Source organism: Pararhizobium sp. A13, assembly GCF_040126305.1.
Taxonomy (GTDB): domain Bacteria; phylum Pseudomonadota; class Alphaproteobacteria; order Rhizobiales; family Rhizobiaceae; genus Pararhizobium.
Genome location: NZ_CP149510.1, coordinates 1,611,298 through 1,637,882 on the forward strand (window position 1 = coordinate 1,611,298; position 26,585 = coordinate 1,637,882).

At 63.0% G+C, this 26,585-nt stretch carries 22 protein-coding genes; 12 read left to right on the plus strand and 10 right to left on the minus strand.

The annotated features are described in order from the left end of the window. The first annotated feature begins 94 nt into the window (after positions 1–94). On the plus strand, positions 95–964 hold the full coding sequence (locus WI754_RS07805; protein ID WP_349437121.1) for a transporter substrate-binding domain-containing protein: 870 nt from the start codon (positions 95–97) through the stop codon (positions 962–964). A 104-nt stretch (positions 965–1,068) separates the two neighbouring features. Here WI754_RS07805 and WI754_RS07810 read toward each other — a convergent pair whose 3' ends face one another. The 3 genes from WI754_RS07810 to WI754_RS07820 form a co-directional block, all read right to left on the minus strand. After that, positions 1,069–1,479 carry a tellurite resistance TerB family protein gene (locus tag WI754_RS07810; RefSeq protein ID WP_349437122.1) on the minus strand — a complete coding sequence of 137 codons (411 nt, stop codon included), beginning with the start codon at positions 1,477–1,479 and terminating at the stop codon, positions 1,069–1,071. Between the two features lie 115 nt (positions 1,480–1,594). Continuing rightward, positions 1,595–2,368 (minus strand): hypothetical protein, encoded by a 774-nt coding sequence (locus WI754_RS07815; protein ID WP_349437123.1) that lies wholly within the window; start codon positions 2,366–2,368, stop codon positions 1,595–1,597. 13 nt (positions 2,369–2,381) lie between these two features. After that, positions 2,382–3,047, minus strand: a complete 666-nt coding sequence (locus tag WI754_RS07820) for a helix-turn-helix transcriptional regulator (RefSeq protein ID WP_349437124.1) — start codon at positions 3,045–3,047, stop codon at positions 2,382–2,384. Between the two features lie 400 nt (positions 3,048–3,447). On the opposite strand from WI754_RS07820, the gene WI754_RS07825 reads away from it, so the two are divergent. Both WI754_RS07825 and WI754_RS07830 read left to right on the plus strand, forming a co-directional pair. Next, positions 3,448–4,326, plus strand: coding sequence for a DMT family transporter (locus WI754_RS07825; RefSeq protein WP_349437125.1), 879 nt, complete (start codon positions 3,448–3,450; stop codon positions 4,324–4,326). A gap of 256 nt (positions 4,327–4,582) precedes the next feature. Further along, positions 4,583–5,602, plus strand: a complete 1,020-nt coding sequence (locus WI754_RS07830; RefSeq protein WP_349437126.1) for a Tim44 domain-containing protein — start codon at positions 4,583–4,585, stop codon at positions 5,600–5,602. A 285-nt stretch (positions 5,603–5,887) separates the two neighbouring features. On the opposite strand, the gene WI754_RS07835 is transcribed toward WI754_RS07830, so the two are convergent. The 4 genes from WI754_RS07835 to WI754_RS07850 all read right to left on the minus strand — a co-directional run bounded on the left by WI754_RS07835 (position 5,888) and on the right by WI754_RS07850 (position 13,823). Further along, entirely contained in the window at positions 5,888–7,720 is a 1,833-nt protein-coding gene (locus WI754_RS07835) for a calcium-binding protein (protein ID WP_349437127.1), read from the minus strand. Positions 7,721–8,265: 545 nt separating this feature from the next. Then, positions 8,266–10,479: an FAD-dependent oxidoreductase gene (locus tag WI754_RS07840; protein WP_349437128.1), complete on the minus strand. Its 2,214-nt coding sequence runs from the start codon at positions 10,477–10,479 to the stop codon at positions 8,266–8,268. 141 nt (positions 10,480–10,620) lie between these two features. Further along, the gene (locus tag WI754_RS07845; protein WP_349437129.1) at positions 10,621–11,829 is read right to left on the minus strand and encodes an acetyl-CoA C-acetyltransferase; all 1,209 of its coding nucleotides are present in this window, start codon (positions 11,827–11,829) and stop codon (positions 10,621–10,623) included. Between the two features lie 197 nt (positions 11,830–12,026). Further along, complete coding sequence (locus WI754_RS07850; RefSeq protein ID WP_349437130.1) at positions 12,027–13,823, minus strand: acyl-CoA dehydrogenase C-terminal domain-containing protein; 1,797 nt, start codon at positions 13,821–13,823, stop codon at positions 12,027–12,029. 412 nt (positions 13,824–14,235) lie between these two features. Between WI754_RS07850 and WI754_RS07855 the strand changes: the two genes are divergently transcribed. The 8 genes from WI754_RS07855 to WI754_RS07890 all read left to right on the plus strand — a co-directional run bounded on the left by WI754_RS07855 (position 14,236) and on the right by WI754_RS07890 (position 22,119). Further along, positions 14,236–18,180, plus strand: coding sequence for a peptidoglycan-binding protein (locus tag WI754_RS07855; protein ID WP_349437131.1), 3,945 nt, complete (start codon positions 14,236–14,238; stop codon positions 18,178–18,180). 302 nt (positions 18,181–18,482) lie between these two features. Continuing rightward, positions 18,483–19,409, plus strand: coding sequence for a sulfite exporter TauE/SafE family protein (locus tag WI754_RS07860; RefSeq protein WP_349437132.1), 927 nt, complete (start codon positions 18,483–18,485; stop codon positions 19,407–19,409). Further along, entirely contained in the window at positions 19,409–20,197 is a 789-nt protein-coding gene (locus tag WI754_RS07865) for a TIGR02186 family protein (protein WP_349437133.1), read from the plus strand. Before WI754_RS07860 ends, WI754_RS07865 begins: the two co-directional genes overlap by 1 nt. Before the next feature lie 85 nt (positions 20,198–20,282). Continuing rightward, a complete protein-coding gene (locus WI754_RS07870) occupies positions 20,283–20,519 on the plus strand; it encodes an Lrp/AsnC ligand binding domain-containing protein (protein WP_349437134.1) in 237 nt (78 codons plus the stop codon). Positions 20,520–20,796: 277 nt separating this feature from the next. Next, positions 20,797–21,360 carry a dihydrofolate reductase family protein gene (locus tag WI754_RS07875; protein WP_349437135.1) on the plus strand — a complete coding sequence of 188 codons (564 nt, stop codon included), beginning with the start codon at positions 20,797–20,799 and terminating at the stop codon, positions 21,358–21,360. A 71-nt stretch (positions 21,361–21,431) separates the two neighbouring features. Then, positions 21,432–21,683: a type II toxin-antitoxin system Phd/YefM family antitoxin gene (locus WI754_RS07880; protein ID WP_349437136.1), complete on the plus strand. Its 252-nt coding sequence runs from the start codon at positions 21,432–21,434 to the stop codon at positions 21,681–21,683. Continuing rightward, complete coding sequence (locus WI754_RS07885; protein ID WP_349437137.1) at positions 21,680–21,892, plus strand: PIN domain-containing protein; 213 nt, start codon at positions 21,680–21,682, stop codon at positions 21,890–21,892. Before WI754_RS07880 ends, WI754_RS07885 begins: the two co-directional genes overlap by 4 nt. 38 nt (positions 21,893–21,930) lie before the next feature. Further along, complete coding sequence (locus WI754_RS07890; protein ID WP_349437138.1) at positions 21,931–22,119, plus strand: hypothetical protein; 189 nt, start codon at positions 21,931–21,933, stop codon at positions 22,117–22,119. 11 nt (positions 22,120–22,130) lie between these two features. On the opposite strand, the gene pdeM is transcribed toward WI754_RS07890, so the two are convergent. Together pdeM and WI754_RS07900 are read right to left on the minus strand one after the other, a co-directional pair. Next, positions 22,131–22,856 (minus strand): ligase-associated DNA damage response endonuclease PdeM, encoded by a 726-nt coding sequence (gene pdeM, locus WI754_RS07895; RefSeq protein WP_349437139.1) that lies wholly within the window; start codon positions 22,854–22,856, stop codon positions 22,131–22,133. A gap of 59 nt (positions 22,857–22,915) precedes the next feature. Beyond that, a complete protein-coding gene (locus WI754_RS07900; protein ID WP_349437140.1) occupies positions 22,916–25,456 on the minus strand; it encodes a ligase-associated DNA damage response DEXH box helicase in 2,541 nt (846 codons plus the stop codon). Positions 25,457–25,644: 188 nt separating this feature from the next. On the opposite strand from WI754_RS07900, the gene WI754_RS07905 reads away from it, so the two are divergent. Then, on the plus strand, positions 25,645–25,848 hold the full coding sequence (locus WI754_RS07905) for a hypothetical protein (RefSeq protein ID WP_349437141.1): 204 nt from the start codon (positions 25,645–25,647) through the stop codon (positions 25,846–25,848). Positions 25,849–25,884: 36 nt separating this feature from the next. Here WI754_RS07905 and WI754_RS07910 read toward each other — a convergent pair whose 3' ends face one another. Further along, a complete protein-coding gene (locus tag WI754_RS07910; RefSeq protein WP_349437142.1) occupies positions 25,885–26,526 on the minus strand; it encodes a YitT family protein in 642 nt (213 codons plus the stop codon). Positions 26,527–26,585 lie beyond the last annotated feature (59 nt).

Sequence of the window (26,585 nt, forward strand, 5' to 3'; positions counted from 1 at the left end):
CCATTCCGGAATTGTCCGGATATTCTCCGAGACGCAAAACCCCGTTGCCGCACGCGCGGCGATATCCCCTTTATCGACCCTGGGAATAATCATAATGACACGCGCGGTCCGTGCATCCCTAAAATTCTCCGGGATTTTCGCGCTTTGCGTGCTGCTGGTTGCACCTTTTTCGACCCTTTCACGGGCCGCCGGCGTCCACGACCTGCCTTTGTTGTTTGACGCGCGCGAACGGATCGCGAAACCGGATTTGAGCGGTCTGGCGCGACTGCGCTTTCTGACGACGGTGGATTTTCCACCGTTCAATTTCATCGATCAGTCGGGCAAGCTTTCTGGCTTCCATGTCGATCTGGTGCGGGAAATCTGCCGCGAACTGGAGATCGAGGCCAAATGCCAGATCCAGGCCGTGACTTTCGCGGAATTGCAGCCGGCGCTCGAAGACGGACAGGGAGAGGCAATTGTCGCGGGGATCGGCGTCAGTCCCGAGCTTCGCCAGCGCTTCGCCTTTTCCCGTGCGTTCATGAAGCTGCCGGCCCGGTTCGCTGCCAATGGGCAGGTCACGGGCGGCGATCTTTCGGTCGGCGCGCTTGGCAGCAAACCGGTCGGTGCGGTGTCCGGAACCACGCACGAAGCGATGTTGAAGGCATTTTTTCCGAAGCTCGAAACGAAATCATTTCCCACCCGCGACGCAATGCTCGCGGCGCTGAAGGAGGGGACCGTTGCTGCGGTCTTCTCCGATGGCATGCAGCTGTCCTTTTGGACCGCGGGCAGCGACGCTGGCAATTGCTGTACACTGCTGGACGGCGCCTATTTCTCGCAGCGTTTTCTGGGGGAGGGCCTCGCGATCATGAACCGCAAGGGTGATCCGGCACTCACGCAGGCGATTGATCACGCTTTGCTCGAACTCTCCCGCAAGGGCCGTCTCAACGAAATCTATTTGCGGTATTTCCCCGCTGGCATCTATTGATCGCTACCTCTTTATGCCTTTCGAAATGCGAGGAGCAGCGACCGATAAAGCTGCGCCGGCAAGCACTATTGTACCGTGCGAGACCGACGCTGGCATCCTCTCTGTCATTTGCGGAAGCGGGCAATGGCGCTGCGCTCGATCGCGGCACAGGTGAGCTTGTCTAGATCCAGCCGGTCGCGCAGAAGCTGCAGCAGCCGGATTTCCTCATTCCGGATGGAATGGTCGGCGGCGGCAAGTTCCACGGCGACGGCGTAAGCCGTATCGTAGAGGCGGGGAGGGAGCGCCTCACGCACCACCTCAAGCGCGATATCCAATCCTTCCGGCCCGTCGAGGAGAGCCCCGCATTCCCGTGCTACATGGACCAGCCGGTCATCGTCGAAGCCGTCGAAGACCGGCAGGAAGCGGGCAAGCCGGCCGATGCCTTCCAGTTCGCGATCGGTCATGGCCTTGTCGACCGCCGACATCATCACCATGACATAGATAAGGGCTTCGTGATGGCTGAGGTTCTCGGGCATGATCTATCCGTGCTGCTGGGGACTGGGCAAAGAGGTATGGACCGGCACTTCTGCTTACAAGTCCGGCTCGCGCGTATCTGCGTCGGTTTGTGGCTCCTCGGGCACCGCCGTTTCATCAAGCGGTACAGGCGTTGCGCTGAAATCGCGGGGATCGCCTCCGAAAAAGCCGAGACGGGATTTTTTCGCCGCTTCCACCTTGTTCTCGAGCGGCGATCCAGCCGCTGCTTCCGCCCAGCCGTTTTCGGCGAGCCAGGCGGCGGGATCGGTGTTGTTGACGGTGCAGGTGGTGGTCAGCGTTCCTTGCCAGCCGTCCTTCGGGATCGCACAGGAGCGCGCGCGCTCTGAGGAAATTGCGGAATGCGGTGCGTGCAACGATACCGCAGGGCCAGCTCTTGCCGGTGGCGTCGCATGTCCGCGCGGCTGTTTGCGAGACGAGCCCGTCAAGCTGCAACAGGCGGTCGCCGTCGAACTGGATAAGACCCGCCGACAGGGCGACCGGATGGCGAAGTACGGATGGAACCGGCTCCGGCTTTGCCACGGGATCTGAGAGCGGCTGCCGGGCCTCGATCCGCTCGAGCGGCTTTGCCGCCACCTCCTCCGGCAAGCTGAATTGTTCCGGCGCGATGTCACGTACGGATTTGCCTTCGGGGTCGGCCGTGCTGTTTTCAGCCGGATCGATCGGCACTGTCTCACCGTCCGTCTCCGTTTCACCCATTTCCATGCCGCCACCCAAATCGGGCACCTCACTTAGATCAGGCGTCTCGAGCGTGAATTCCGGTGCGGTTGCGCTTTGCCGTCCCTGTATGACCGATGCCCCGCTTTCCAGAAGCACGACCGTCAGGAAAATGCCAAGCAATCCGCCGCCGGCGGTGGTGAGGTGCCGCTTCATGAGGAAAACTGTCCTATTGGCTGGCCCAGATGATACGGGCTATCCACTCGACCTCGCTGAGCTCGAATGTGCGGTTCGGATGATCCGGGTTGAGCGAAAGCAGCTCGATGCTGCGTGCGGTCTGGCGCACCAGCACCTTGGCCATGATTTCGCCCTCGGTCGTCTTCACCACGACGCGGTCGCCGCGGCGGATCTGCGCGCCGGGTTCGACGATCAAGACGTCGCCGTCGCGGTAGAGCGGCAGCATGCTGTCGCCCTGGATTTCCAGCGCATAGACGCCGGCCTTGGCGCCGGGTGCGGCTGGAAACTCGACCACGTCCCAGCCCTGGCCGGCCGGAAAGCCGCCATCGTCGAAAAAGCCGCCGGCTCCCGCCTGGGCGAAGCCAAGCAGGGGGACAGAGCCGGTTTGCGGCGGAAAGGCACCTTCCGGCAAGGCGCCGGATGCCGGTCCCGGGCGCAGGAATTCCATGAACTGGGTGATCGTCGAGCCGGTGGCATCGAGAACCTTGGCGATTGATTCCGTCGAAGGCCAGCGCTCGCGCCCGTCAGCGGAGTGCCGCTTGGATTTGTTGAACGACGTCGGATCGAGCCCCGCCCGCCGGGCGAGACCTGAAGGGGATAGCTGATGACGCTCGGCGAGCGCATCGATCGCGCCCCAGATCCGGTCATGTGAAAACATCGTTGCGCATCCTGCGGGCGGTGAAGCGTGACGCTTTCTTCTGCTGTTGGCCTCTTGCCGTTCGGCAGGAACATTAGCGAAAACGCGTCCTCTAGTAAAGCGTATGAGGAAAATAATCCTGCAACTGCGCCGTTTCAACACAATCACCTGATTGAAATACGGGATCACTGCCTATACTTCGTGGAAATCCATCCTGCCGGTCGCGAGGTGCTCGCCGTTTGACGACCACCCTGAGCCGAACGATGAACGCATTATGTCAGAACCCAGATAGGCGGGCGCGTTCCCACACCGGCGACCCCCATTTTTCGCCACAGACCTGAGCATAGGCTTCTCTTCCCCACCGGATCGGGCCGCGCTATCACGAAGGTGCGCACGCTCCGCCGTGCATCGGGAGCCCTTCGTGAACACCTCCGTCCTTTCCGGCATTCTGCTGACGATCTTTTCCTATTTCCTGTTCACGCTGCAGGATGCCTCGGTCAAATGGCTGGTCGTGGCGCTGCCCGTCTGGCAGATTCTCTTCGTGCGCAGCGTGACGATTTTTGCGCTCTGCGTGGCCGTCGGGCGTGGCCCGCTGCTGCGCCGCTCGCTGCGTTCGCCGGTTCTCAAAGCCATGGTCCTGCGCAATCTGCTTTTGCTTGCGGCCTGGCTGTCCTATTACACGGCGGCGCGTGATCTGGGGTTGGCGGAGCTGACGACGCTCTATTATGCCGCGCCGATCCTGATCACCATTCTGGCGGTGCCGATCCTGAAGGAGGATGTGCCGCCCTTGCGCTGGATCGCCGTCGTCGTCGGTTTTATCGGCGTGCTGGTTGCCACGGACCCTTTCGGCACCGGCATGAAACTCTTCCTGCCGGTCTGGCTGGCGCTGCAGGCGGCGGTGTTCTGGGCCTTTTCCACGGTGCTTTTGCGCAAGACGGCGCTGGAGGAGGTGACGCTCGTGCAGATGGCCATTTCCAGCGGCTTCTTCATCCTGTTCACCGGCATTCCCGTCGCCATTAGCTGGGTTCCGCCCGCTCCCGTCGATGTCGCGCTGATGGTGGGCACCGGGCTCATCGCCGGCATGGCCCAGTATGCGCTGTTCGAGGGCATGCGCCGGGCGCCGGTCTCGGTTCTGGCGCCGTTCGAATATTCGTCGCTGATCTGGGCCTTTGGGCTCGGTTTCCTGATCTGGGGCGATAGACCGGCGTTTCAGGTTTTCATTGGCGCGGCGCTGATCTTCTCCGCCGGCATGATCATCATCGCCGGCGAGCGCTTCGGCCGGCATCTGAAGGCCGGTTAGTTTTCGCACACGACAAGACCGTCGAAAACCCCCCAACCGCTGCAAGCCAAACAACTGCAACGCCCCATTGTCGTAGGGAAAACGGCGCCGAGGATTTTCGCGACCGGACGTTTGGCACGTCTCCGAAACAGGTCGCTCCGCACCCGCTTTACCGTGAACTGGGCCACGCCCCCCTTCAATTTCGGCGCAAAGACCACCATATCTCCGGCACAAGGCGCGCCCCGGTGCGCAAGGGAGAGACAACAGGATTGGTATGATGTTCAAAGTTGGACGGGTTCTGGCGACGATTGCGGTCGCTTCGATGGTGATGTTGACGGCAGTCGATCTGGCCGAGGCGCGACGGGCCGGCAGCGGCTTCGGCAGCCGCGGTACAAGGACGTTTTCGACGCCGCCGATTACCCGCACGGCACCCGGCGATGCAGCGCCGATCAACCGGACGATGACACCGCAGCAGACTCCAGGCCAAGCGGCCGGCCAGCAGACCATGGGCCAGACGCGGCCGGGCGCCCAGCGCCCCGGTCTGTTTGGCGGCTTCGGCCGCTCGCTGCTCGGTGGCCTGGCGCTCGGCGGCCTGATCGGCATGCTGATGGGCAACGGCCTTGGCGGTGCTGCCGGTTTCCTCGGCCTGTTGCTGCAGGTCGGCCTGATCTTCGGCGCCGTCATGCTGGCGATGCGCTTCTTCGGCCGCCGCAACGAACCGGCCGCCGCCGGCTATTCGCCGCGCGATGCGGCGACGGGTTATTCCGGCCAGTCGGGCAATGGTTTTGGCGCTGGTATGGCCGCGGGCATGCCCTCCTTCAAGATTCCGCAGATCGGCGGCGGCGCACGGCAGGAGCCGGCGCGGACCGCCTCTCAGCCGGCGGATGAGATCGGCGTCGGCCCGCAGGATCTCGACCAGTTCGAGACGATGCTGAAGCAAGTGCAGGCGGCTTATGCCATCGAGGATTATGCGGCGCTGCGCAAGCTGACGACGCCGGAGGCGATGTCCTGGCTGGCCGAGGAACTGAGCGAGAATGCCACCAAGGGCTTGAAGAACGAGGTCAGCGACGTGCACCTGGTGCAGGGCGACGTGGCGGAAGCCTGGCGCGAGGACGGCGCCGACTATGCGACGGTTGCCATGCGCTACGAGAGCATCGACGTGACGCGCGACCGCGCCACCGGCCGTGTCGTCGAGGGCGATCCGGACCATCCGACCGAGGCCGTCGAACTCTGGACCTTCCTGCGCAAACGCGGTGGCGACTGGCAAGTCTCGGCCATCCAGGGCATGGCGGCCTGAGGAGCCGCCCCAAACCGCTACGCCTCGACCGCCGGCACTGCCGGCGGTCCTAACCTTCCCCATCCTCTCCCCCGAAAAGTCTGTCGGCTTCAGCCATGGTGGCCTCCCGGCGATACGCACCTTCGCGAATGCAGGGTGGAAAAAATGTTTGGTAGCGGCCCGACTTTACCTGCGCCTCTGAAAGAAATCCCCTGCAGGCCCTAGCTAGCCCGGCGGCAGGGCGAGAGGCTGCAGGTCTTCCAGCAAGCCAGGAACGCGGCCACGGCGACCGCGCCCTCCCAAGCCTCAGACAAAGAAGAAATCCGAGGCGTCGATGCGGGTGGCGTTGAATTTGGTGAGCTCGACGGTGCCCTCGGCGAAGGTCAGTACGGTTGATGAGCCCTCCTGCGTGACGTCGATGTCATCGAAGCTCTCGACGCCGGTATAGATCGCGATCTCGATGTGGTCTCTGCCGTTTTCAAAGCGGCGGATCAGGTCGTCGCCGAAGGGGATGAGGTCGAAGACGAAGGTGTCTTTGGCGCGGGCCTGTCCGATGAGCGTATCGTCATCCGCGCCGCCGGACATCCGCGCGCCGCCGCCGCCGGCCCAGAGCCAGTCATTGCCGTCCCCGCCGTTGATCTCGTCGAAACCCTTGCCGCCATACAGCCGGTCGCGGCCTTCGCCGCCGTCGATCTCATCCTTGCCCTTGCCGCCAAAGATCCTGTCGTGACCCTCGCCGCCGTCGATCGTGTCGTCGCCCTTGCCGCCGCACAGCCGGTCGTTTCCCTCCTCACCGAATATCTCGTCGTCACCCTTGCCACCATAGGCGCGGTCGTTGCCGTCGCCGGCCTCGATCTGGTCATCGCCGTGGCGGCCCTTGATCACGTCCTTGCCGTCGAGCCCGATCAGCTGGTCGTCGTCCCTGGTTCCGAAGAGCCAATCCTTGCCGTCCGTGCCGACGAGGCGGCTGATATCGGTTTCCTCGACCAGCTCCTTCAGCGCCCGGCGGCTCAGCGGCGCGTCGCTGACGGCGACGAAGGCGTCGTCGAAATCGCCGTCGAAGTCGTCCGTGCTGGCAAGGCCGTCCTCGAAGCTGACGACGGCGACCCCGTCATCGTCCGTGCCAAGGTCCGCCGCAAGGGCGTTCTCGCCCGCCACCGGATTGAGGAAGTTGAAGCCGTCGCGGTTGCCGGTCGAATGGAACGCCCGGATCGGCAGGAGGTTGCCCTCGTCGTCGGTGACGACCGGCGCAATGCGGTCGTAAATGGTGGCCACGCCCGGGGTGTAGGTGGTTGCGTCGTCGCCGTCATAGAGATGAGCGACATTGCCCGACGTGAAGTTGCGGAAGAAAAGGCGGCCGTCCGCGTAGTCCTCAAGCTCGAGGCCGAGCGTCTCGGCATCCGGGATCAGGAACAGGCCGAGCGACTGGCCGCTCGCAACCGTCATCTGCGCCTTCGCTCCCGCCTTTGCATCCTCGGTATCGGCAAACAGGATGCGCGCCTCGCCGATCACGCCCGTCGCCGCGTCGAACGTATAGGCGCCGATCGCACCGTTGCTGCTCGCGTCCTCGCTGACGAAGGTGATGGTCTTTTCCGTGCCGTTTCCGGCAAAAGCGAGATCCGTCGGATCGACGGCGGCGGAGACGTCGACTTCGCGCCGGTTGGTGATCTCGCTGACGAGCTCGGGCTCATCCTCGGAGAGCACAACCTCCTCTTCCATGACCAGGCCGATGCCGGGCGCGAAGTATTTGTAGGCGCCTAGGCCGGGGTCGAGCGCCGAGGTGTCGAGGATCTTGACGACATCGTCAAACGAGCCGAAATCAGTATCGACATGGAGGCCGGTCGCGATCACCTCGCCCTCGTCCTCGGCCACGCCGGCGTAGAACTCCTGGAAATAGTCGTCGCCGGCCGTCGGGGCCGCGCGCATGATCCAGCCGGGTGCTGCCCCATCGACCCCTGCCTGCCACGATCCGTCGAAGTCGGTGTCGATGAAGTTGCCCTCGTCGTCGTAGTTGTAGTTCGTGGCGATCTCGCCGAGATACCAGACATTGCCCTCGTCATCCTGCGCGTACCAGTCGAGCGTATCCTCGACGAGGACGCCGTCGGCATAGGCCGTATCCCTGACAACGACGGTCTCCACGCCCTCGATGACCTTCGTGTCGAAGGTGGCGAAGTGATCGTTGCGCTCCGTCTCTTCCTCACCGGTCTCGGATCGATGAGTGTTGCAGCGTAGCTGTTGATGGTCCCGCCGGGGAGCGGGAAAAACATGTTGGTGATGTTGGTGGGATCGCCGAACGTTGCGGCGGAGAAGTCGGGCAGGAGCGTCATGACACACCTCTATCGGTTCAGGAACCTTTGATCTCAGGGACCTGGGCGTCCAGCCGATAGCCTTTGCAGCCGAGCCAACGCCCGCTGCGACGCGCGCCACTTTCGCCGATACCGTTCCCACGGTCCCTTCCGGAAGGCGGGGCGCCAGCATGGAACTCGGTAAGAGCTGGCCTACGATAGTCGGGCCGATGTTCGCCTCGTCGATCCGAGCGACGATAGGCTTCGATTCAGGCGTTTGTAGGCCCGTGTTGGTTTCTCCGCGGGTGCAGCAGTTGGCGCAAGGCGGCACCGGGACGTGTGACGCGAAAGAGGCGCCCTCCAGCGCCTCGTTCGAAAATATTCGTGGGTGAAGGCGGCTTACGCCGCCTCCCTCTTCCCATACGGATCAAACCGCCCGTAGAATGTCTCGCCTTTGCCCGCCATGTCCTTGAGCAGCGGCGTCGGTTGGAAGTGCTCGCCGTAGCTTGCCGCCAGCTTTTCGCACAACGCCACGAAGGCCTTGACGCCCATGCCGTCGATGTAGCTCAGCGTGCCGCCGGTGTAGGGGGCGAAGCCGAAGCCGAGGATGGAGCCGACGTCGGCTTCGCGCGGGTCGGTGACGATGCCCTCTCCCATGGTGCGGGCGGCTTCGAGCGCGATGGTGACGAGGAAGCGCTGCTTGATCGTCTCGACGTCGAAGCCTTCAGCCGGCTTCTGCTCGTAGAGGTCCTTGAGGCCCGGCCAGAGCGACTTCTTGGCGGGTTTCGGCGGATAGTCGTAGAAGCCCTTGCCGTTCTTGCGGCCGCGGCGGTCGAGGTCGTCGACCAGCTTGTTGATCAGCGACAGGTGGCGCGGATCGACGGCCTTTTCGCCGAGGTCGGCGACGGTGGCCTTGAGGATCTTCTGGGAAAGGTCGATCGCCACCTCGTCGTTGAGCGACAGCGGCCCGACCGGCATGCCGGCCATCTTGGCGACGTTCTCGATCATCGCCGCCGGCACGCCCTCGATCAGCATGTCATAGGCTTCGTGGATATAGCGGAAGACGCAGCGGTTGACGTAGAAGCCGCGCGTGTCGTTGACGACGATCGGCGTCTTCTTGATCGCGGCGACGAAATCGAGTGCGGTTGCCAGTGCTTTGTCGCCGGTTTCCTTGCCGAGGATGACCTCCGTCAGCATCATCTTTTCGACTGGCGAGAAGAAGTGGATGCCGATGAACTGGGCCGGGCGCTTCGAGTTCTTGGCCAGACCGGTGATCGGCAGGGTCGAGGTGTTGGAGGCGAAGATGGCGTCTTGCGCCAGCACCGCCTCGACCTTTTCGATCACGTCCTTCTTCACCTGGCGATCCTCGAACACGGCCTCGACGACGAGCTTGACTTCCCTCAGGTCGTTGTAGTCGGCCGACGGGGTGATGCGGGCGAGAAGGGCGGTGGCCTCGTCCTGCGTCAGTCGTCCCTTACCGATGGAATCCTTCACCAGGCCTTCCGAATGGGCCTTGCCCTTCTCGGCGGCTTCCACGTCGCGGTCGATGAGGGTGACTTCGATGCCGGCGGCAGCGGCGACATAGGCGATCGAGGCGCCCATGAAGCCGGCGCCGACGACGCCGATCTGCTTCAGCTCGGATCTGGCAATGCCAGCCGGGCGGCGGGCGCCCTTGCCGAGCTCCTGCATCGAGATGAACAGCGAGCGGATCATCGAGAAGGCTTCGGTGGTCTGCAGGATCTCGGTGAAATAGCGCTGTTCGATCTTCAGGCCCGTATCGAAGGGCACCTGCAGGCCTTCATAGACGCATTTCAGGATCGCAAGGCCGCCCGGATAGTTGCCGGCGGTTTCGCGCCGCAGGATGGCGGATGCGGCCGGCCAGAGCTGGGCCGCCGCCGGCGTCCAGATGCCGCCGCCGGGAACCTTGTAACCCTTTTCATCCCAGGGCTGGATGGGCTTCAGGCCGTTCTTGATCATCGCTTTCGCGGCGTTGATCAGCTCGGCGGGCTCGGCGATCTCGTGGATCAGGCCCATGGCCTTGGCGCGCTGCGGGGTGAGCGAGGAGCCGGTGGTCATCATCTGCAGGGCGTCCTGCGCGTTGGTGAGACGCGGAACGCGCTGCGTGCCGCCGGCGCCCGGGAAGATGCCGACCTTGACCTCGGGCAGCGCCAGCTTCACCGACTTCGAATTGGCGGCGACGCGGCCGTGGCAAGCCAATGACAATTCAAATGCGCCGCCCATGCAGGTGCCGTTGATGGCAGACACCCACGGCTTGCCGCAGGTTTCCAGCTTGCGGAACAGGCCGGTCATCTGGCCGGTCAGGTCGAACAGTTTTTGCGCGGCGTTGTCCGGATCGAGCTTTTTCTGTTCCTGCTGGAAGGTGAACATGCCCTTGATCATCGACAGGTCGGCGCCGCCGGAGAAGGTGGACTTGCCGGAGGTGAAGACGACGCCCTTGACGGCTTCGTCGGCAACGGTCTGATCGACGATGGCGTCGAGTTCCTTCATGACATCGGCCGTGAAGACGTTCATCGACTTGTCGGGCATGTTCCAGGTGACGAGGGCAATGCCGTCTGCGTCGGTTTCGATGGTGAAATTGGTGTATGTGGTCATGTGGGATTCCTCTCCCTGAAATCTTGTGGCGGTTAAGCCCCTCCCCTTGTGGGGAGGGGTTGGGGAGGGGTGTTCCTGCCGTGCGGCGACATCCCTCCCGACCCTTCGGGCCACCCTCCCCATAAGGGGGAGGGAAAGACCTCACACTCGTTCGATAATCGTTGCGGTGCCCATGCCGGCGCCGATGCAGAGCGTGACGAGCGCAGTCTGCAGACCGCGGCGCTCCAGTTCGTCGAGCACGGTGCCGAAGATCATCGCGCCGGTGGCGCCGAGCGGATGGCCCAGGGCGATGGCGCCGCCATTGACGTTGATCTTGTCGTGCGGGATGTTGAAGGCCTGCATGTAGCGCAGTACGACGGCGGCGAAGGCCTCGTTGAGCTCGAACAGGTCGATGTCGGACAGTGACATGCCGGAGCGCTTCAGCAGCTTTTCGGTGACGTCGACCGGGCCGGTCAGCATCAGCGCCGGATCGGAGCCGATATTGGCAAATGCTCTTATACGGGCACGAGGTTTGAGACCCATGGATTCGCCGCCGGCCTTGGAGCCGATGAGGACAGCCGCCGAGCCGTCGACGATGCCGGACGAATTGCCGGCGTGGTGGACGTAAGTGATCTTCTCGATTTCCGGATGCGCCTGGATGCCGACGGCCTCGAAGCCGCCCATCTCGGCGGGCATCTGGAAGGACGGGTTAAGCTGGGCGAGGTTCTGCATCGTCGTCGTCGGACGCATGTGCTCGTCCTTGGCGAGGATGGTGATGCCGTTCTGGTCCTTTACCGGGATGACCGACTTGTCGAAATAGCCGTTGTCCCAGGAATGGCCGGCGCGCTTCTGGCTCTCGACGGCATAGGCATCGACGTCATCGCGGGAGAAGCCATACTTTGTGGCGATCAGGTCGGCGGAGACGCCCTGCGGCATGAAATAGCCGGGGAAGTTGACCGACGGGTCCATGTACCAAGCGCCGCCGGACATGCCCATGCCAACGCGCGACATGCTCTCGACGCCGCCGGCAATCACGATGTCGTCGGCGCCGTAGGCGATCTTGCCGGCTGCGAAGTTGATGGCGTCGAGGCCCGAGGCGCAGAAGCGGGAGATCTGCATGCCGGGTGCCTTGTTGGAATAGCCGGCCTCGAAGGCAGCAGCCTTGGGGATGACGGCGCCGGCCTCGAACACCGGATCGACGCAGCCCATGATGATGTCGTCGACGGTGGACGTATCGAGCCCGTTGCGGTCGCGGATCGCCTGCAGCACCTTGGCGGCCAGCCGCGGCGTCGGCACCTCGTGCAGTGCCCCATCCTTCTTGCCCCGTCCGCGCGGCGTGCGCACGTGGTCGTAAACGAAGACTTCGGTCATTGTGTTTTCTCCCTATCGGCGATTGGCCGCGAATTCATTGTTTTCCTCTTCTCCCCAGCGGGGAGAAATGCCGAGCAACGTGAGGCGATGAGGGGGTCTCCGGCAAAGCCGGAGCCGGAAAAAGCCGCGCCTTCGGCGCCCCCTCATCCGGCCCTTCGGGCCACCTTCTCCCCGCTGGGGAGAAGAGGCAAGCTCAATCAGAACGCCGCCGCGTCGAGCGCCATCAGCGTATCGGCGCCGGCTTCGATGCGGGCCTTGCGCAGTGCGGTTTCCGGCATCATCCGCTCCATGAAGAATTGGGCCGTGACGAGCTTGTTCTTCAGGTAGGCTTCGCGGTCGCCCGCACCTTCCGCCAGCTTTTCTTCCGCCGTCTTGGCGATCTTGACCCACATGTAGCCGAGCACGACGAGGCCGAAGAGGTGCATGTAGTCGGTCGAGCCGGCACCGGCATTGTCGGGCTTGGCCATGGCGTTGCCCATGAACCACATGGTCGCGGCCTGCAGGTCGTTCAGGCCCTTCTTCAGGCCCTTGGTGTAGGTAACGAGTTTCTCGTCTGAGCGGTTCTCCTCGCAGAAATCGCCGATTTCCTTGAACAAAGCGGTGATCGCCCGGCCGCCGTTCAGCGCCAGCTTGCGGCCGACGAGGTCGAGCGCCTGGATGCCGTTGGCGCCTTCGTAGATCATCGCGATACGCGCATCGCGAACGTACTGGCTCATGCCGTGCTCTTCGATATAGCCGTGGCCGCCGAAGACCTGCTGGGCCATGACGGCATGGTCGAAGCCCTTGTCGGTCAGCACGCCCTTGAGGATCGGCGTCATCAGGCCGAGGATGTCGTCGGCGGTCTGGCGGTCCTTTTCATTGTCGCCGCGATGGGCGATGTCGGATTTCAGCGCCGTCCAGAGCGTGAAGGCGCGGCCAGCCTCGTTGAAGGCCTTGATGGTCATCAGGACGCGGCGGATGTCGGGATGGACGATGATCGGATCGGCCTTTTTGTCCGGCGCCTTGACGCCGGACAGCGCGCGGCCCTGGATGCGGTCGCGGGCGTAGTTGGCGGCGTTCTGGTAGGCGATTTCGGCGATCGACAGGCCCTGCATGCCGACACCGAGGCGGGCCTCGTTCATCATCACGAACATGGCGTTCAGGCCCTTGTTCTCCGCGCCGATGAGATAACCCGTCGCCTCGTCATAGTTCATGACGCAGGTCGAATTGCCGTGGATACCCATCTTGTGCTCGATCGCACCGCAGGAGACCGTGTTGCGGCCGCCGACGGAGCCGTCAGCCTCGACGTGGAACTTCGGCACGATGAACAGCGAGATGCCCTTCACCCCTTCCGGCGCGCCCTCGATGCGGGCAAGCACGAGGTGGATGATGTTGTCCGACATGTCGTGTTCGCCGGCGGAGATGAAGATCTTCTGGCCGGAAATCCTGTAGGACCCGTCAGCCTGCGGCACGGCCTTGGTGCGAAGCAAGCCGAGGTCGGTGCCGCAATGGGGCTCTGTGAGGTTCATGGTGCCGGTCCAGTCGCCCGTCACCATCTTCGGCAGGTAGGTCTCCTTCTGGGCATCGGTACCGTGCACGAGGATCGCGGCGATCGCGCCCTGCGTCAGGCCCGGATACATGGTCAGCGCCATGTTGGCCGAGGACATGTATTCGCCGACGGCGGTGTGCAGCGTATAGGGCAAGCCCTGGCCGCCGAACTCCTCCGGTACGGCAAGCCCGAGCCAGCCGCCTTCGCGATAAAGGTCGAAAGCCTGCTTGAAGCCCTTCGGCGTCGTTACCGTCGCGTCGTCGTTGCGCTTGCAGCCTTCCTGGTCGCCGGAAAGATTGACGGGAAACAGCACTTCCTCGGCCAGTTTCGCCGCCTCGCCGACGATCGCCTCGATCATGTCGGGCGTCGCATCGGCAAAGCCGGGCAGGTTGTTGTAGCGCTCGATGCCGAGAACGTCGTTCAGAATGAAAAGCGTGTCTTCTACCGGGGCCTTGTAGCTGGGCATGTCTCGTGTTCCTCACCTGTAACCGTGTCGCGGGGCAAGCCTCTCCTGGGCGCGCACCATGTCATTTTCAGCATGCTACAAAACTTTGACGTTTGCGTAAACGTCAAAATTGATGGAGGCGATAACTTTACCGATCGACCCTGTCGATGGCCGGAATATGGATGTGCCGAAATCGCCGTTTGAAAGCCTCCCGCGATCAGCATGCGCCGAAATCGTTAAAAAATTTTCAGTCTGGTTAACGGCTTATTTACCACGTTTGCCGAAAGTGCGTGCTGAGATGGTCAAAGCTGCGACAGTTCTGTCTTCGCGTCGTTGCAGCTTTGTCCGAGTCGGTGCCTGAGCGATCAGAGGCGGGGACATGCCTTCCTGAAGCCGGGATTCCGATCAAGGCCGATGAAAGAGGCGAAGAACGATGAACGGATCGCGATCACATTCCCCACGCCCTGGCGCCCAGTCCTATGGCGACAGGTCGTCCCTTGACGCGCTGAACCGCACGATCGAAGGACTGGAAGCGCGCATCGAAGGATTGATGGGAACCGCGGCACGTGATCCGCGCAGCCGCGCCACGGTAGAACGCGATATTCCCGCAGCCCGACCCGACCCGATCGCGGAGATCATGCAGCGCCAGCGCACGCTGACGGCAACCCGCGAGCGCGATGGTGTCAGCGAGCGCGCGCCGCATCGGCCGGAGCCACGCGGCTATAACGAACGCCGTGAAGAACCTGCCCAGTCACGGCTTCCGCCGGGACGCGACGTGCCGGTTTCGCCGCAATTCAGCGAAGGGCTGCGCAGCGAACCCTATCGCAGCGAACAGGTCCGCCGGGAGCCGCTGCGCCAGGAGCCCGTCCGTCAAGAATCCCAGCGTCAGGAATTCGTGCGCCGGGAGCCCGTTCGCAACGAGCCGCAGCGTCCGGATCCGGCGATGGCCGAGATTGCCCAGGCGCTGGTCGGCCTGCGTCAGGAATTGAAGAAGGACATCGCCGACGGGCTTTCCCGTGAAATGAATGCGTTGCGCACCGAAATCCGTGGCATCACGGTCGATGCGGCGCAGGACCAGTCGATGGCCGAGGACATTCGCGGCGACCTGCAGAAGCTTTCCGACAGCATCAGCCAGCTCGGCCGGCAGGCGTCGCCGTCGCAGGCCGACGCACTCAAGGTCGAGTTCGACGAACTGCGCTCCCTCATCGACGGCCTTGCCCGCGAAGACAGCGTGCGCCGCATGGAAAACCGCTGGACCGGCGTCGAAGACCGGATGAATGCCTTCGATTCGAACCGCGACGACGAACTTGTGGCGCTGGCCTACCGGCTCGACGAAATCAAATCGCAGATCGGCTCGCTGAACAGCAGCCCGGCTCTGCATGCGCTGGAAGACAAGCTGGTTTCGGTTGCCCAGGCCATCGAGATGATCGGCCGCCATATGCAGCCGGACGACCGGCGCCTTGCCGCGCAATTTGGCGATCTCGATGCGCGTCTCGATGAAATCAGCCGCGCCATCGCCGCGAGCGGCCGCGCCGCCATTCCAGACAGCGCCGGCGTCAACCGCGTCGAGGGCCGCCTCGCCGACCTCTCACGGCAGATCGACAGCCTGCAGCCCGACAATGGGCTCGGTGCCCGCATCGAGGCGCTCGCCGCGCGCGTCGAGGAACTGGTCAGCGAGGAAGCAGCGGTGCGCCTCGAAGAGCGCCTCGACCAGCTGTCGCTGATGCTGGAGCGCTCGCAGAAGGTTGCCGCCCAGCCGGACCTGACAGGTTACCTGTCCGATATCTCTCGCAAGATCGATGCGCTCGACCAGGGCTCCGTCAACGACGCGCTTGCCGAGCGCCTCGACCATCTCGCCCGTCGGATCGACCAGCTGGATATGCCGTCGGCCACCTATGCCGGCGACGACCGTTTCGCCCGACTCGAAGGCCAGCTGTCGGATATCGCCATCCGTCTCGAAGAAACCCATGCGGCTCCCTACGACGACAGCGAGATCCTGCGCAGCCTGCAGGATCAGATCGCCAACCTGTCGAACCTCGTCAGCCTGCCGCGGGAAACAGGCCCAAGTGCCGTTCCGGCCGAATTCGAAGGTCGGATGAGCGCGCTCGAGGACTATCTGGCGACCAGCGACGAATATATCATCGAGGCTGCCCGCCAGGCGGCCGAGGCGGTGATGGAGGCCTATGCCAGGAATGGTGTTGCACACACGGCCTCCGGCGGAATGGACATGGCGGCCATCTCGGCGCTTGCCGAGGATCTCAAGGTTCTCGAAGAGCTCAGTCGTTCGAGCGAGGAGCGCACCGCGCGCACCTTCGACGCTCTGCACGAGACGCTGGTTCATATCGCCGAGAAGCTCGAGCGTCTGGAAGAACTCGGCTTCGAGCGGCAGGAAGCACCGCGCACCTTTGGCACACGCGGGGCAGACGGCCAGCCGCATATGCCGAAGGCAGAGCCACCGGTTTTCGAGATACAGGACGAGCCCTTCGCCGAGGCTGATTTCGGCCGCCGCTACGAGGAACTGAAACGCGACATGCATGGGCTCGCCGCAGACGCCGATCCGGCGGCTCCACGGCGCGAAAAGGTCACTGAGGCGGTTTCCGAACAGGCGAGCGTCCATGAGGACGATGTCAAGACGGCGGCAGCGCCGGCCGTCAAGACTGGCCTTCTCGCCGGTCTGACCAAGCGGTTTTCCGGCAGGCGCAGCGAACCGGCGCGCACCGTGGATCGTCAGATAGTCGATCCTGCCCCTTCCATCGACGCGTCCGAAGTGATCGAGCCGGAAGTGGCCAACCAGCTACTTGAGCCGGGTTCCGGCGTGCCGGACGTCAAGAAGATCCTGGAGCGCGTGCGGGCAGGGCAGGCAGAGCGCAATGCGCCGCCGAGCGAGGCGGACAAGGCCGATTTCATTGCCGCCGCAAGACGCGCCGCCCAGCTCGCCGCCGAAGAGGCCGATACGCTGAACCGCGGCAGGAGCGGTGCTGCTGCGTCTCCTCTTGGCGGCGCTTTTGCCCGTCATCGCCGCCCGATCCTGATGGCGGTCGGCGCTGTGCTTCTGGCGATCATGTCCTATCCGCTGGTCAACACGCTGATCCGCGGCGACCGGGCGCCCGTCGAGGCGTCCGTTGCTGCCATCGAGCAGCCGGCGGCCAGCGCGGAGACGAACGTCGCCGATCTCGCGACGCCGCCGCAAGTAATCGAGACCGGCACGGAGGGTGCCGACGGCGATGTCGTGCCGCTGGGCACGCTGCAGCCGCAGGCCGAAGAGACAACTGCCGAACAGCCGGCGGCCGCCGAGCCGCAGGTAGCGGAGCCGGAAACGGCAATATCGGAAACCACGGTGCCCGAGACGAAGCTGCCGGAAGCCGTGCAGGCAAAGCCGGAGACGGTGACTGGCGCTTCGCAGATGCTTGCTCCGGTAACCGCAGTGACGCCCACTGGCACGGCCACCGGATTGGACGGCGCAAAGGGCGAGACGGCCAAGACGGCCAAGACCGAAACCCTGACACCCGCCGGCGCCGCGGCGTTCGTCGTTCCCGCCGAGGTCAAGCCGGAGGCGCTCACCGAAGCCGCCAGCAAGGGCGATCCGCTGGCGCTGTTCGAGGTCGGCGCTGTCTATACCGAGGGGCGCGGCGTCAAGATCGACCTTGCCGAGGCGGCGAAGTGGTATCAACGCGCCGCCGACGCTGGCGTCGTTCCGGCCGAATACCGGCTGGCAAGCCTTTATGAAAAGGGCACCGGCGTTGCCCGCGACCTGAACAAGGCGCGCACGCTCTACCAGCAGGCTGCCGAAAAAGGCAATGCCAGCGCCATGCACAATCTCGCGGTCATGCTGGCGAGCGGCGGAGATGCGGCTCCGGATTTTGCCGGCGCCGGAAAGTGGTTTGCCATGGCGGCCGATCGCGGCATCCGTGATAGCCAGTTCAACCTCGCCATCCTCTACGCGCGCGGCAACGGCGTGAAGCAGGATCTGGAACAGTCCTACAAGTGGTTCGCAGTCGCCGCCCGCGACGGCGATGCCGATGCCGGCCAGAAGCGGGACGAGGTGGCCAAGGCCCTGAGCGCGGAACAGTTGGCGAGCGCCAAGGCGAAATTCGAGGCCTGGAAGCTGACGCCGCTCGACGCCGAGGCCAATTCGGTCGATGTGCCCGACACCTGGGTCGGCAAGGGTGTGAAGACCGCTTCGATCGACATGAAGAAGGCGCTGCGCAACATCCAGGCCATCCTCAACAACAACGGCTTCGATGCCGGCAAGCCGGACGGCGAGATGGGCAAGAAGACCATCGCCGCCATCAAGGCCTTCCAGAAATCGCTCGGCCAGGAACCGACCGGCGAGATCACCGATGCGCTGGTCAAGGAACTCCTGAAGCGAAACGGCTAAGGCGCCTCCGTGTCGATTCGGACACAGAGGCACCGCTTTGACCGGCTAAGTTTCAGAACGGCGTCTGCGGCCGCAATAATGCCGCAGACCAGCCGGACAAGGACGGGTGCCACGAGTTAGGCTCAAACCTTGCAAAAGGTTGACAGGCGTGACCCCGGGGCGCATGACGGAACGACGTTGAATTCGCAATTTCGAATTGGTTTTCAGACCTGTTCCATTCCAAATTTCCCGTGGTGAATCACTTGCCACTCTGACGTTTTCGCCCGCCATGCGGGCTATTGGCATATTTAGAGGTCCTGGCCGTGACGGTGTATCTGCCCATTGCAGAGTTGTCGGTGAACATTCTGATCATTCTCGGCATGGGGGCTGCCGTTGGCTTTCTGTCCGGCATGTTCGGCGTTGGCGGCGGCTTCCTGATCACGCCGCTTCTGATCTTCTACAATATCCCGCCCGTCGTTGCGGTCGCCACCGGCGCAAACCAGGTCGTCGCCTCCTCGATTTCCGGCGCCATCACCCATTTCCGCCGCGGCACCATCGATATCAAGCTCGGGACGGTGCTGCTCTGCGGTGGTCTGGCGGGCGCCACCCTTGGCATCTGGCTTTTCGCGCTGCTCAGGCGGATTGGCCAGCTCGATCTCGTCATTTCGCTCGCCTATGTGCTTTTGCTCGGCACCGTCGGTACGCTGATGCTGTGGGAAAGCATCATCGCCCTGCGCCGTGCTTCGAAAAACGAGACGGTGACGCTGCGCAAGCCGGGGCAACACAACTGGATTCACGGACTGCCGCTGAAGATGCGGTTCAAGAAATCGAAGATCTATCTCAGCGTCATCCCGGTCGCCACGCTCGGCTTCTGCATCGGCATCCTGACCTCGGTCATGGGGGTTGGCGGCGGGTTCATCATGGTGCCGGCGATGATCTATCTCCTGCGCATCCCGACCAATGTCGTCGTCGGCACCTCGCTATTCCAGATCATCTTCGTTTCCGCCTATACAGTGATCGTCCAGGCGACCGCCAACTACACGGTCGATATCGTGCTCGCCTTCGTACTGATGATCGCCGGTGTGATCGGCGCGCAATATGGTGTGCGCGTCGGCCAAAGGCTGCGCGGCGAGCAGTTGCGGGCGCTGCTCGCGCTCCTGGTTCTGGCCGTCGGCATTCGTCTTGCCATCGAACTCGTCATCCCGCCGAAGGAAATCTTTTCGGTCGTTTCAGCGGGGCGCGGCTTTTGATGCGGATCCTTTCGCGACTTCTGTTGTTGGGTCTCATTTTCGCCGCCCCGGTCGTGGGGCGCGCCGAGCCGATGGATTTTACCGAGAAGCTCGACATCGGCATCTCGACCGACGAAATCTCCATCACCTCGGATTTCCGCGGCGCCGACCTGACGATCTTCGGCGCCATCGACGGCTTTGATGCAAATCTCCTCGCGCAGGGCCGGTACGACATCGTCGTCGCGCTGGAGGGGCCGAAGGAAAACTCGACGGTGCGTAAGAAGCAGCGCGTTTTCGGTATCTGGATCAACACCAATTCGATGACCTTCGAGCTGGTTCCGGAATCCTATTCGCTGTCGAGCACGCGCGACATCGACACGATCGCACCGCCCGGCGACATGAACAATATGGGCATCGGCGTCGCGCACATGCCGCTGACGCCGATAGGCTACATCGGCGACGGCAGCAATCTCACCGAATTCCGTGATGCCTTCCGGCGGCTGAAAGAAACGACGGGCGTCTACGAGCGCGATCCAGGCGGCGTCCAGTTCATCAGCTCCGCCCTGTTCAAGGCCTCGGTGCGCCTGCCGGCCGACGTGCCGAACGGCGTCCATATCGTGCGCGCCTATCTCTTCCGCGACGGCGTCTTCGTCGCCGCCAAGGCGCTGCCGCTGCGCGTCGTCAAGACTGGCCTCGAACAGGCGATCACCCGCGCAGCCCATGAATCACCGCTTTTCTACGGCCTGACCGCGGTACTTCTGGCCGTCATCACCGGCTGGCTGGCAAGCATCGTCTTTCGCCGCGATTGAGACGGGTTTGCCGCGGCGGAAAAACAGGCTATTTCCATCGCGAGCCATCGAAAGGCCAAAAGCAGGCCGATGAAAGGATTGTCCGATGAAGCCGATTTTCGTCCAGCTGCAATGCGCGCCCGGCAAGACCTACGAAGTTGCCGACGTGATCTACAAGAAGGAGATCGTCTCCGAGATGTATTCGACCAGCGGCGATTACGACCTGCTGATCAAGATCTACATCGAGGAAGGCGAGGACATCGGCAAGTTCATCAACGACAATATCGCGACGGTTCCGGGCATCAACCGCTCGCTGACGACGCTGACGTTCAACGCGTTCTAGTGAGCCGCGCGGTCCGGCCGCGCCTGATGTTTCTCGGCATGCCCTCTTCGGAGTGATCTGAACCGTTGCATGCGGTCGCGCGAGAGCTCGCCGGATTTGTGACACCGGCGCATAATTTCCGTATTTCCAAAAGTTATGGCACACCCGCTTCGAAGCGCTCAAAACGGGTGTGCGTGTGCGTGATCGTCTTTCGGGGAATCCGCTTGCATCTTACAATCGGATTTCTTAATGTGAAACCAGTTGCAAAACGAGATTGGTTGCCGGAGGAGGAAGTGAGATGGGCAAGGTTGTCGTCTGGAATCTGATGTCGCTCGACGGCTATTTCGAAGGCGCAAGGAAGTGGGACCTGGATTTCCACCAGCTTGTCTGGGGGCCGGAGCTGGAAACGTTGAGCAAGGAGCTCGGCAGCAAAGCCGAGGTGCTGGTTTTCGGCCGCGTGACCTATGAGGGCATGAAGGCCTACTGGACGACCACGGAGGATGAGACCGAAATCAAGACCTTTATGAACGCGCTGCCGAAGATCGTTGGTTCGCGCACCCTGGAAACGGCGGACTGGAACAACAGCCGCGTCGTCACCGACGTCGCCGCCGAACTCACGCGGCTGAAACAGGCTTCGAACAAGAACATCTACATCTTCGGCAGTGCCGAGCTGGTCGCCTCGCTTTTGTCGGATGATGTGATCGACGAGATCATGGTCTGCGTCGTGCCGGTTCTGCTCGGGCAGGGAACGCCGCTCTTCAAGCCCGCCGACGAGCGCACGTCGCTCAAGCTGCTTGAATCCCGGCCGCTGCAGTCCGGTGGCGTTATTCTGCGGTATGAGACGGAGAAGTCTGCGGCGTGAAAGGGGAAGGCGTTCTATTCGCCCCAATGTGCTGATTTTAAGTGGTCCTTAATGACTACAAGGAGGCGTGGATGTCGACAGTCAGTCTGCGAGATGCAAAAGCCGGATTTTCAAACCTGGTGGATGAGGCGATCAAGGGTGAACTCTTTACGATCACTCGACATGGAAAGCCCGTGGCGGCACTGGTCAGCATCGAGACTGCGGAGGCCGCGAAACGGGCGATGAAAAAAGGACGCCCGAATTTCGGCGAATATCTCATGACCTTCCCGGGTGGTGTCGAACTTGAGCGGAACGCGACGGGAATGCGGGAAGCGGACGTGTGAGCGGCTATCTTCTCGATGCCAACGTCATTTCCAAATTTGCTCCGGATAGGCCCGCTCCGGCAGAAGAGTTGAAGGCATGGATGCGCGAGCAGGGTGCGGCGGACTTGCTGTACCTGTCCGCGATGACCCTTGCCGAAATCGAAAAAGGAATTCGCAGCCTTCAGCGGCCGGCTCCACCGAAAAAGCCAGCCGCCTTCGGCAATGGCTAGAGGGGATCATTGCATCCTGTGATGATCGCATCCTGCCGATGGATATCGCCGTCGCTCTTGCCGCGGGCGACATCGAGGACGAGGCAGCGGCCCAAGGCCGTCATCCCGGATTGGGCGATGTCATCATTGCAGCGACAGCCAAATCGCGCGGCCTGACGGTGGTCACTGAAAACATACGGCATTTCGAGCCGCTTGGCGGGGCGGTCGAACGTCCCCTTGGATCTTGAAACGACAGACGTTATCCCAACAAATTTGCAAACTTCACCGAATAGATCCGGTCCCGCCCGAGCATATGGGCGACGAGGCTCTGGCGGTCGAACAGGCCGTGCATGGCCTGGTGGCGCAGGTCGAGACCGCCGGTGGTGACGCCGAAGGCTGGCATAATCAGGCGCCTGCCATCGGTGGCGAAACAGGCGCGGCGGACCCGCTTTTCCCGCCGGGTGACGGTCGCTGCCGGATGGAGATGGCCGGCGATTTCGCCGGCCGGAGCATCCTTTGCCGGCTCATGGCGGAAGACGAGGCCGGCATAATGGAGCTCGTCGGCGGACGAGCCGGGCAGTCTGACGGTGCCGTCCGGATCGTGATTGCCGTTGATCCAGATCCATTCGCGGCCGCGCGCCATCGTCTCGATCATCTGGCGGAAAAGCTCCGGCATCAGGGCCGAGCCGACGCGGTCGTGGAAATTGTCGCCGAGGCTGATCACCATCTTCGGATTGTGGCGGCAGATAATGGCGTCGAGAATGCGCAGCGTCGCCAGCGTATCATAGGGTGGCAGCAGCATGCCGCGCCGGGCAAAGGCCGCGCCCTTTTCCAGATGCAGGTCGGAGACGACGAGAATGTCGAGGTCGGGCAGATAGAGCCCGCCGAGCGGGTCGCAGATCGCTGCCACGCCGTTGATCACGGTGCGGGCAGACAGCGCCGGATTGTCCGGCAGGGCGGCGATGGCGTGGGCTATGCGGTGCATGTGGTTCCGGCTTACAGTTGATTCAATGCCTTTCCAGGGGCTGCAGTGACCTTTGCGCGTCAACTGACGCGCGGCACTGTCGCCACCACCTCGCCAAACAGTTCGTCGGCGGCTTCGGCAAGCAGGAAATCCTGCGCGTCGCCGCCGACCGCCTCCTTGCCGATTTCAAGCATGACCGGCACGGCCAGCGGCGAAATGCGATCCAGCGGGCGGTGGGTGATGTGGCCCTTGATTCGCGTCAGCATATCGCCAAGCCGCTCGATTTCCAAAAGTCCGGTCGAGGCATCGTTGCGTGTCGCTTCGAGCAGGATGTGGTCTGGTTCGTGGCTGCGGAGAACGTCGTAGATGAGATCGGCCGAAACTGTCACCTGCCGGCCGCTCTTTTCCTTGCCCGGATGGCGCTGGTCGATCAGTCCGGCGATGACCGCGCAGTTGCGGAAAGTGCGCTTCAGCAGGAAGCTTTCGTTCAGCCAGGCTTCAAGATCATCGCCGAGCATGTCCTCGTCGAACAGGTCCGCAAGCGACGGACGCTTCCGCCGGAAGGCCGCGCCGAGGTCCTCCAGTCCCCAGACAGCCAGCGAATAATCCGTGGCGACGAAGCCGAGTGGCTTCAGCCCGGCCCGGTCGAGCCGCCGCGTCAAGAGCATGCCGAGCGTCTGGTGGGCAAGCCGCCCCTCGAAGGCATAGATCACCATGTAATGGCGGCTGCCGCGCGGGAAGGTCTCGATCAGCAGCTCGTCCTCCTTCGGCAGCATCGAGAATTCCTTCTGCAGCGACAGCCAGTCGCGCACCTGATCGGGAAGGCTGGCATGGCGAGCGGGATCGGCCAGCATCCTGCGGACCTGCTGGGCGAGATAGGTGGACAGCGGAAACTTGCCGCCGGCATACGAGGGCACCTTGGGATCGAGCGTATAGCCCTGAGACACCAGACATTCGTTTTCGCGGATGCCTTCGAAGCGCAGCACCTTGCCGGAAAACAGGAAGGTGTCGCCGGGCGACAGCATTTCGAGAAAATATTCCTCCACCTTGCCGAGCGGCATGCCACCGCGCCCGAGCGAGCCGCGGGCGTTGCGCTTGACCATGCGCACGTTCAGCATCGGCGATTCAATGATGGTGCCGACATTGAGGCGGTATTGCTGGGCGATCAGCGGATTCGACACCCGCCACAGGCCTTCCTTGGTTTTGCGGATCTTGGCGTAGCGTTCGTAGCTGCGCAGCGCATAACCGCCGGTCGCGACGAAATCGACGATGCGCTCGAAGGTCTCCCAGGTGAGATCGGCATAGGGCGAGGCGCTGGTGATTTCGGTATAGAGCGCGAGCGGATCGAACGGCGCAGCGCAGGCCATGCCGAGCACGTGCTGGGCGAGCACGTCGAGCGCCCCCTTGCCGACCGGCGGGGTGTCCTGCGCGCCGATGTAATTGGCGTCGAGGGCGGCCTGGCACTCCATCACCTCGAAACGGTTGGCCGGCACCAGGATGGCGCGGCTCGGCTCGTCCATGCGGTGGTTGGCGCGGCCGATGCGCTGGGCAAGGCGCGAGGCGCCCTTCGGCGCGCCGACATGGATGACCATGTCGACATCACCCCAATCGATACCGAGATCGAGCGTCGAGGTGGCGACGACGGCGCGTAACCGGTTTTCCGACATCGCCGCCTCGACCTTGCGCCGCTGGGCGACGTCGAGCGAGCCGTGATGGAGCGCGATCGGCAGGTTGTCGTCGTTGATCGTCCAGAGTTCCTGGAACACCCGCTCCGCCTGGCTGCGGGTGTTGACGAAAAGCAGCGTGGTCTTCTGTTCGCCGATCGCCCGGTAGATGTCGCCGATGGCATAGGCTGCGGAATGGCCGGCCCAGGGAACATGCTCCTCGGTGCGCAGGATCGAAATCTGCGGCCGCGCGCCGCCCGTCACCGTGATCAGCCCGGCGTGATTGTTTTCGCCCGCTTTCTGGGGGCTAAGCCACCGCTGCAGGTCCATCGGCTCGGCGACAGTGGCCGACAGGCCGATCGCCTGCAGGCCGGGCGCGAGCTTTCTGAGGCGCGCTAGGCCAAGCGACAGGAGATGGCCGCGCTTGGAGGTGACGAGCGAATGCAACTCGTCGAGCACCACATATTTCAGGTCCCTGAAGAAACGCTCGGCCTCGCCATTGGCAAGCAGCAGCGCCACCTGCTCTGGGGTCGTCAGGAGAATATCGGGCGGGTTGAGCTTCTGGCGCTGGCGCTTGGCCGCTGGCGTGTCGCCGGTGCGGTTTTCGATGCGCACCGGCAGTCCCATTTCGCCGACCGGTTTCATCAGGTTGCGCTCGATATCAACGGCAAGCGCCTTCAAGGGCGAGATGTAGAGCGTGTGGATGCCGGCGAACGCCGAGCCCGGCGGGATTTTCCCGCGCCCGGTGAGTGAAACCAATGATGGAAGAAATCCGGCGAGCGTCTTGCCCGCCCCGGTCGGTGCGATCAGAAGCATGCTTTCGCCGTCCCCAACACGGGTAAGCAGTTCCAGCTGATGCGCGCGCGGCTGCCAGCCCTTGTCCGCGAACCAGCGCAGAAAGGGTGGGGGAAGGGAGAGAGAGGTTTTTGCGCGCGCGGCGGAATCGATCTGGTTCACGCGAACAAATGTAGATCAAATACGCTGGATTTGAAGAGTGCGGTTTGCAAGGTCGAAACTCGGGCGAGCCGGAATGGCGATCGTGCCGCAAGTCCAGAATTTTCGACCTTCGAGGGAACACTTCCGCTCTGGCTGCATTGGTACATTCATGTCAAAATCGAGGAGCCGAACTCAAGAAGGAGAGGGGCATGCTATTGTCAGAACCTGGTGAAACCGTCATCCCGCCCGACGAGCATATTTTGACAGTGCAGGAGGCACTCGAGCCGCTCTATCAGAAGCTCGAACAGGAAGTGGAAACTAAGCTGGTGGCAGCAGCCGTCGACGCGGGCTGGTCTCCCTATGACGCGTTGAATGCCATTGACCAGCTGAAAAAGCATGACGGTTTGCAATGACGCCGACCGAACGGCTGAAGATCGGTTGGAACGCCCTCACATCGCAATATACCGATCCTTGCGATGGTTCACCGCCAGCGTGATGTTCATCACCAATGCGCCGGCGATCGAGCAGGCGATGATATAGGGGCTGGCGAGGAAGACGGAGCAGGCGACGATGGCGCAGTCGAAGCCGAGTTGGATGAAGCCGGCGCGCCAGCCGAAGCGATCCTGGAGATAGAGCGCCAGAATGCCGATGCCGCCAAGGCTGGCGCGGTGGCGGAAGAGCGCCAGCAGCCCCGCACCAATGACGAGGCCGCCGAACAACGCCCCAACGAGCGGATCGACATGGGTCAGCCCCAGCGCATGCGGGACGACCTCCGACAGGGTCGCTGTGATGGCGACAGCACTGAACGTCTTCAGCATGAAGGCAAGGCCCATGCGGCGGAAGGCGAGATAGTAGAAGGGCAGGTTCACGGCGAAAAAGCAGGCTCCGAAGCTGAAGCCCGTCGCATAGTGAATGAGAAAGGCGATGCCCGGCGCGCCCCCGGTCAGCAAGCCGGCGCTGGACAATAGCGTGATGCCGAGCACGGCAAGCATGCTGCCGGAGATGACGCCCTGCACGTCGTCGACCAGCGAATGACGCTCGGCGCTCGAGGCCATCAGTGCCGCGAAGGCGGATTTCGTTGGTGTTGCCATCATTGTCGCCGTGTCCCGTACCCTTTTGGAAATCCCCTTCTATCGCCCGGTTTGCCGAA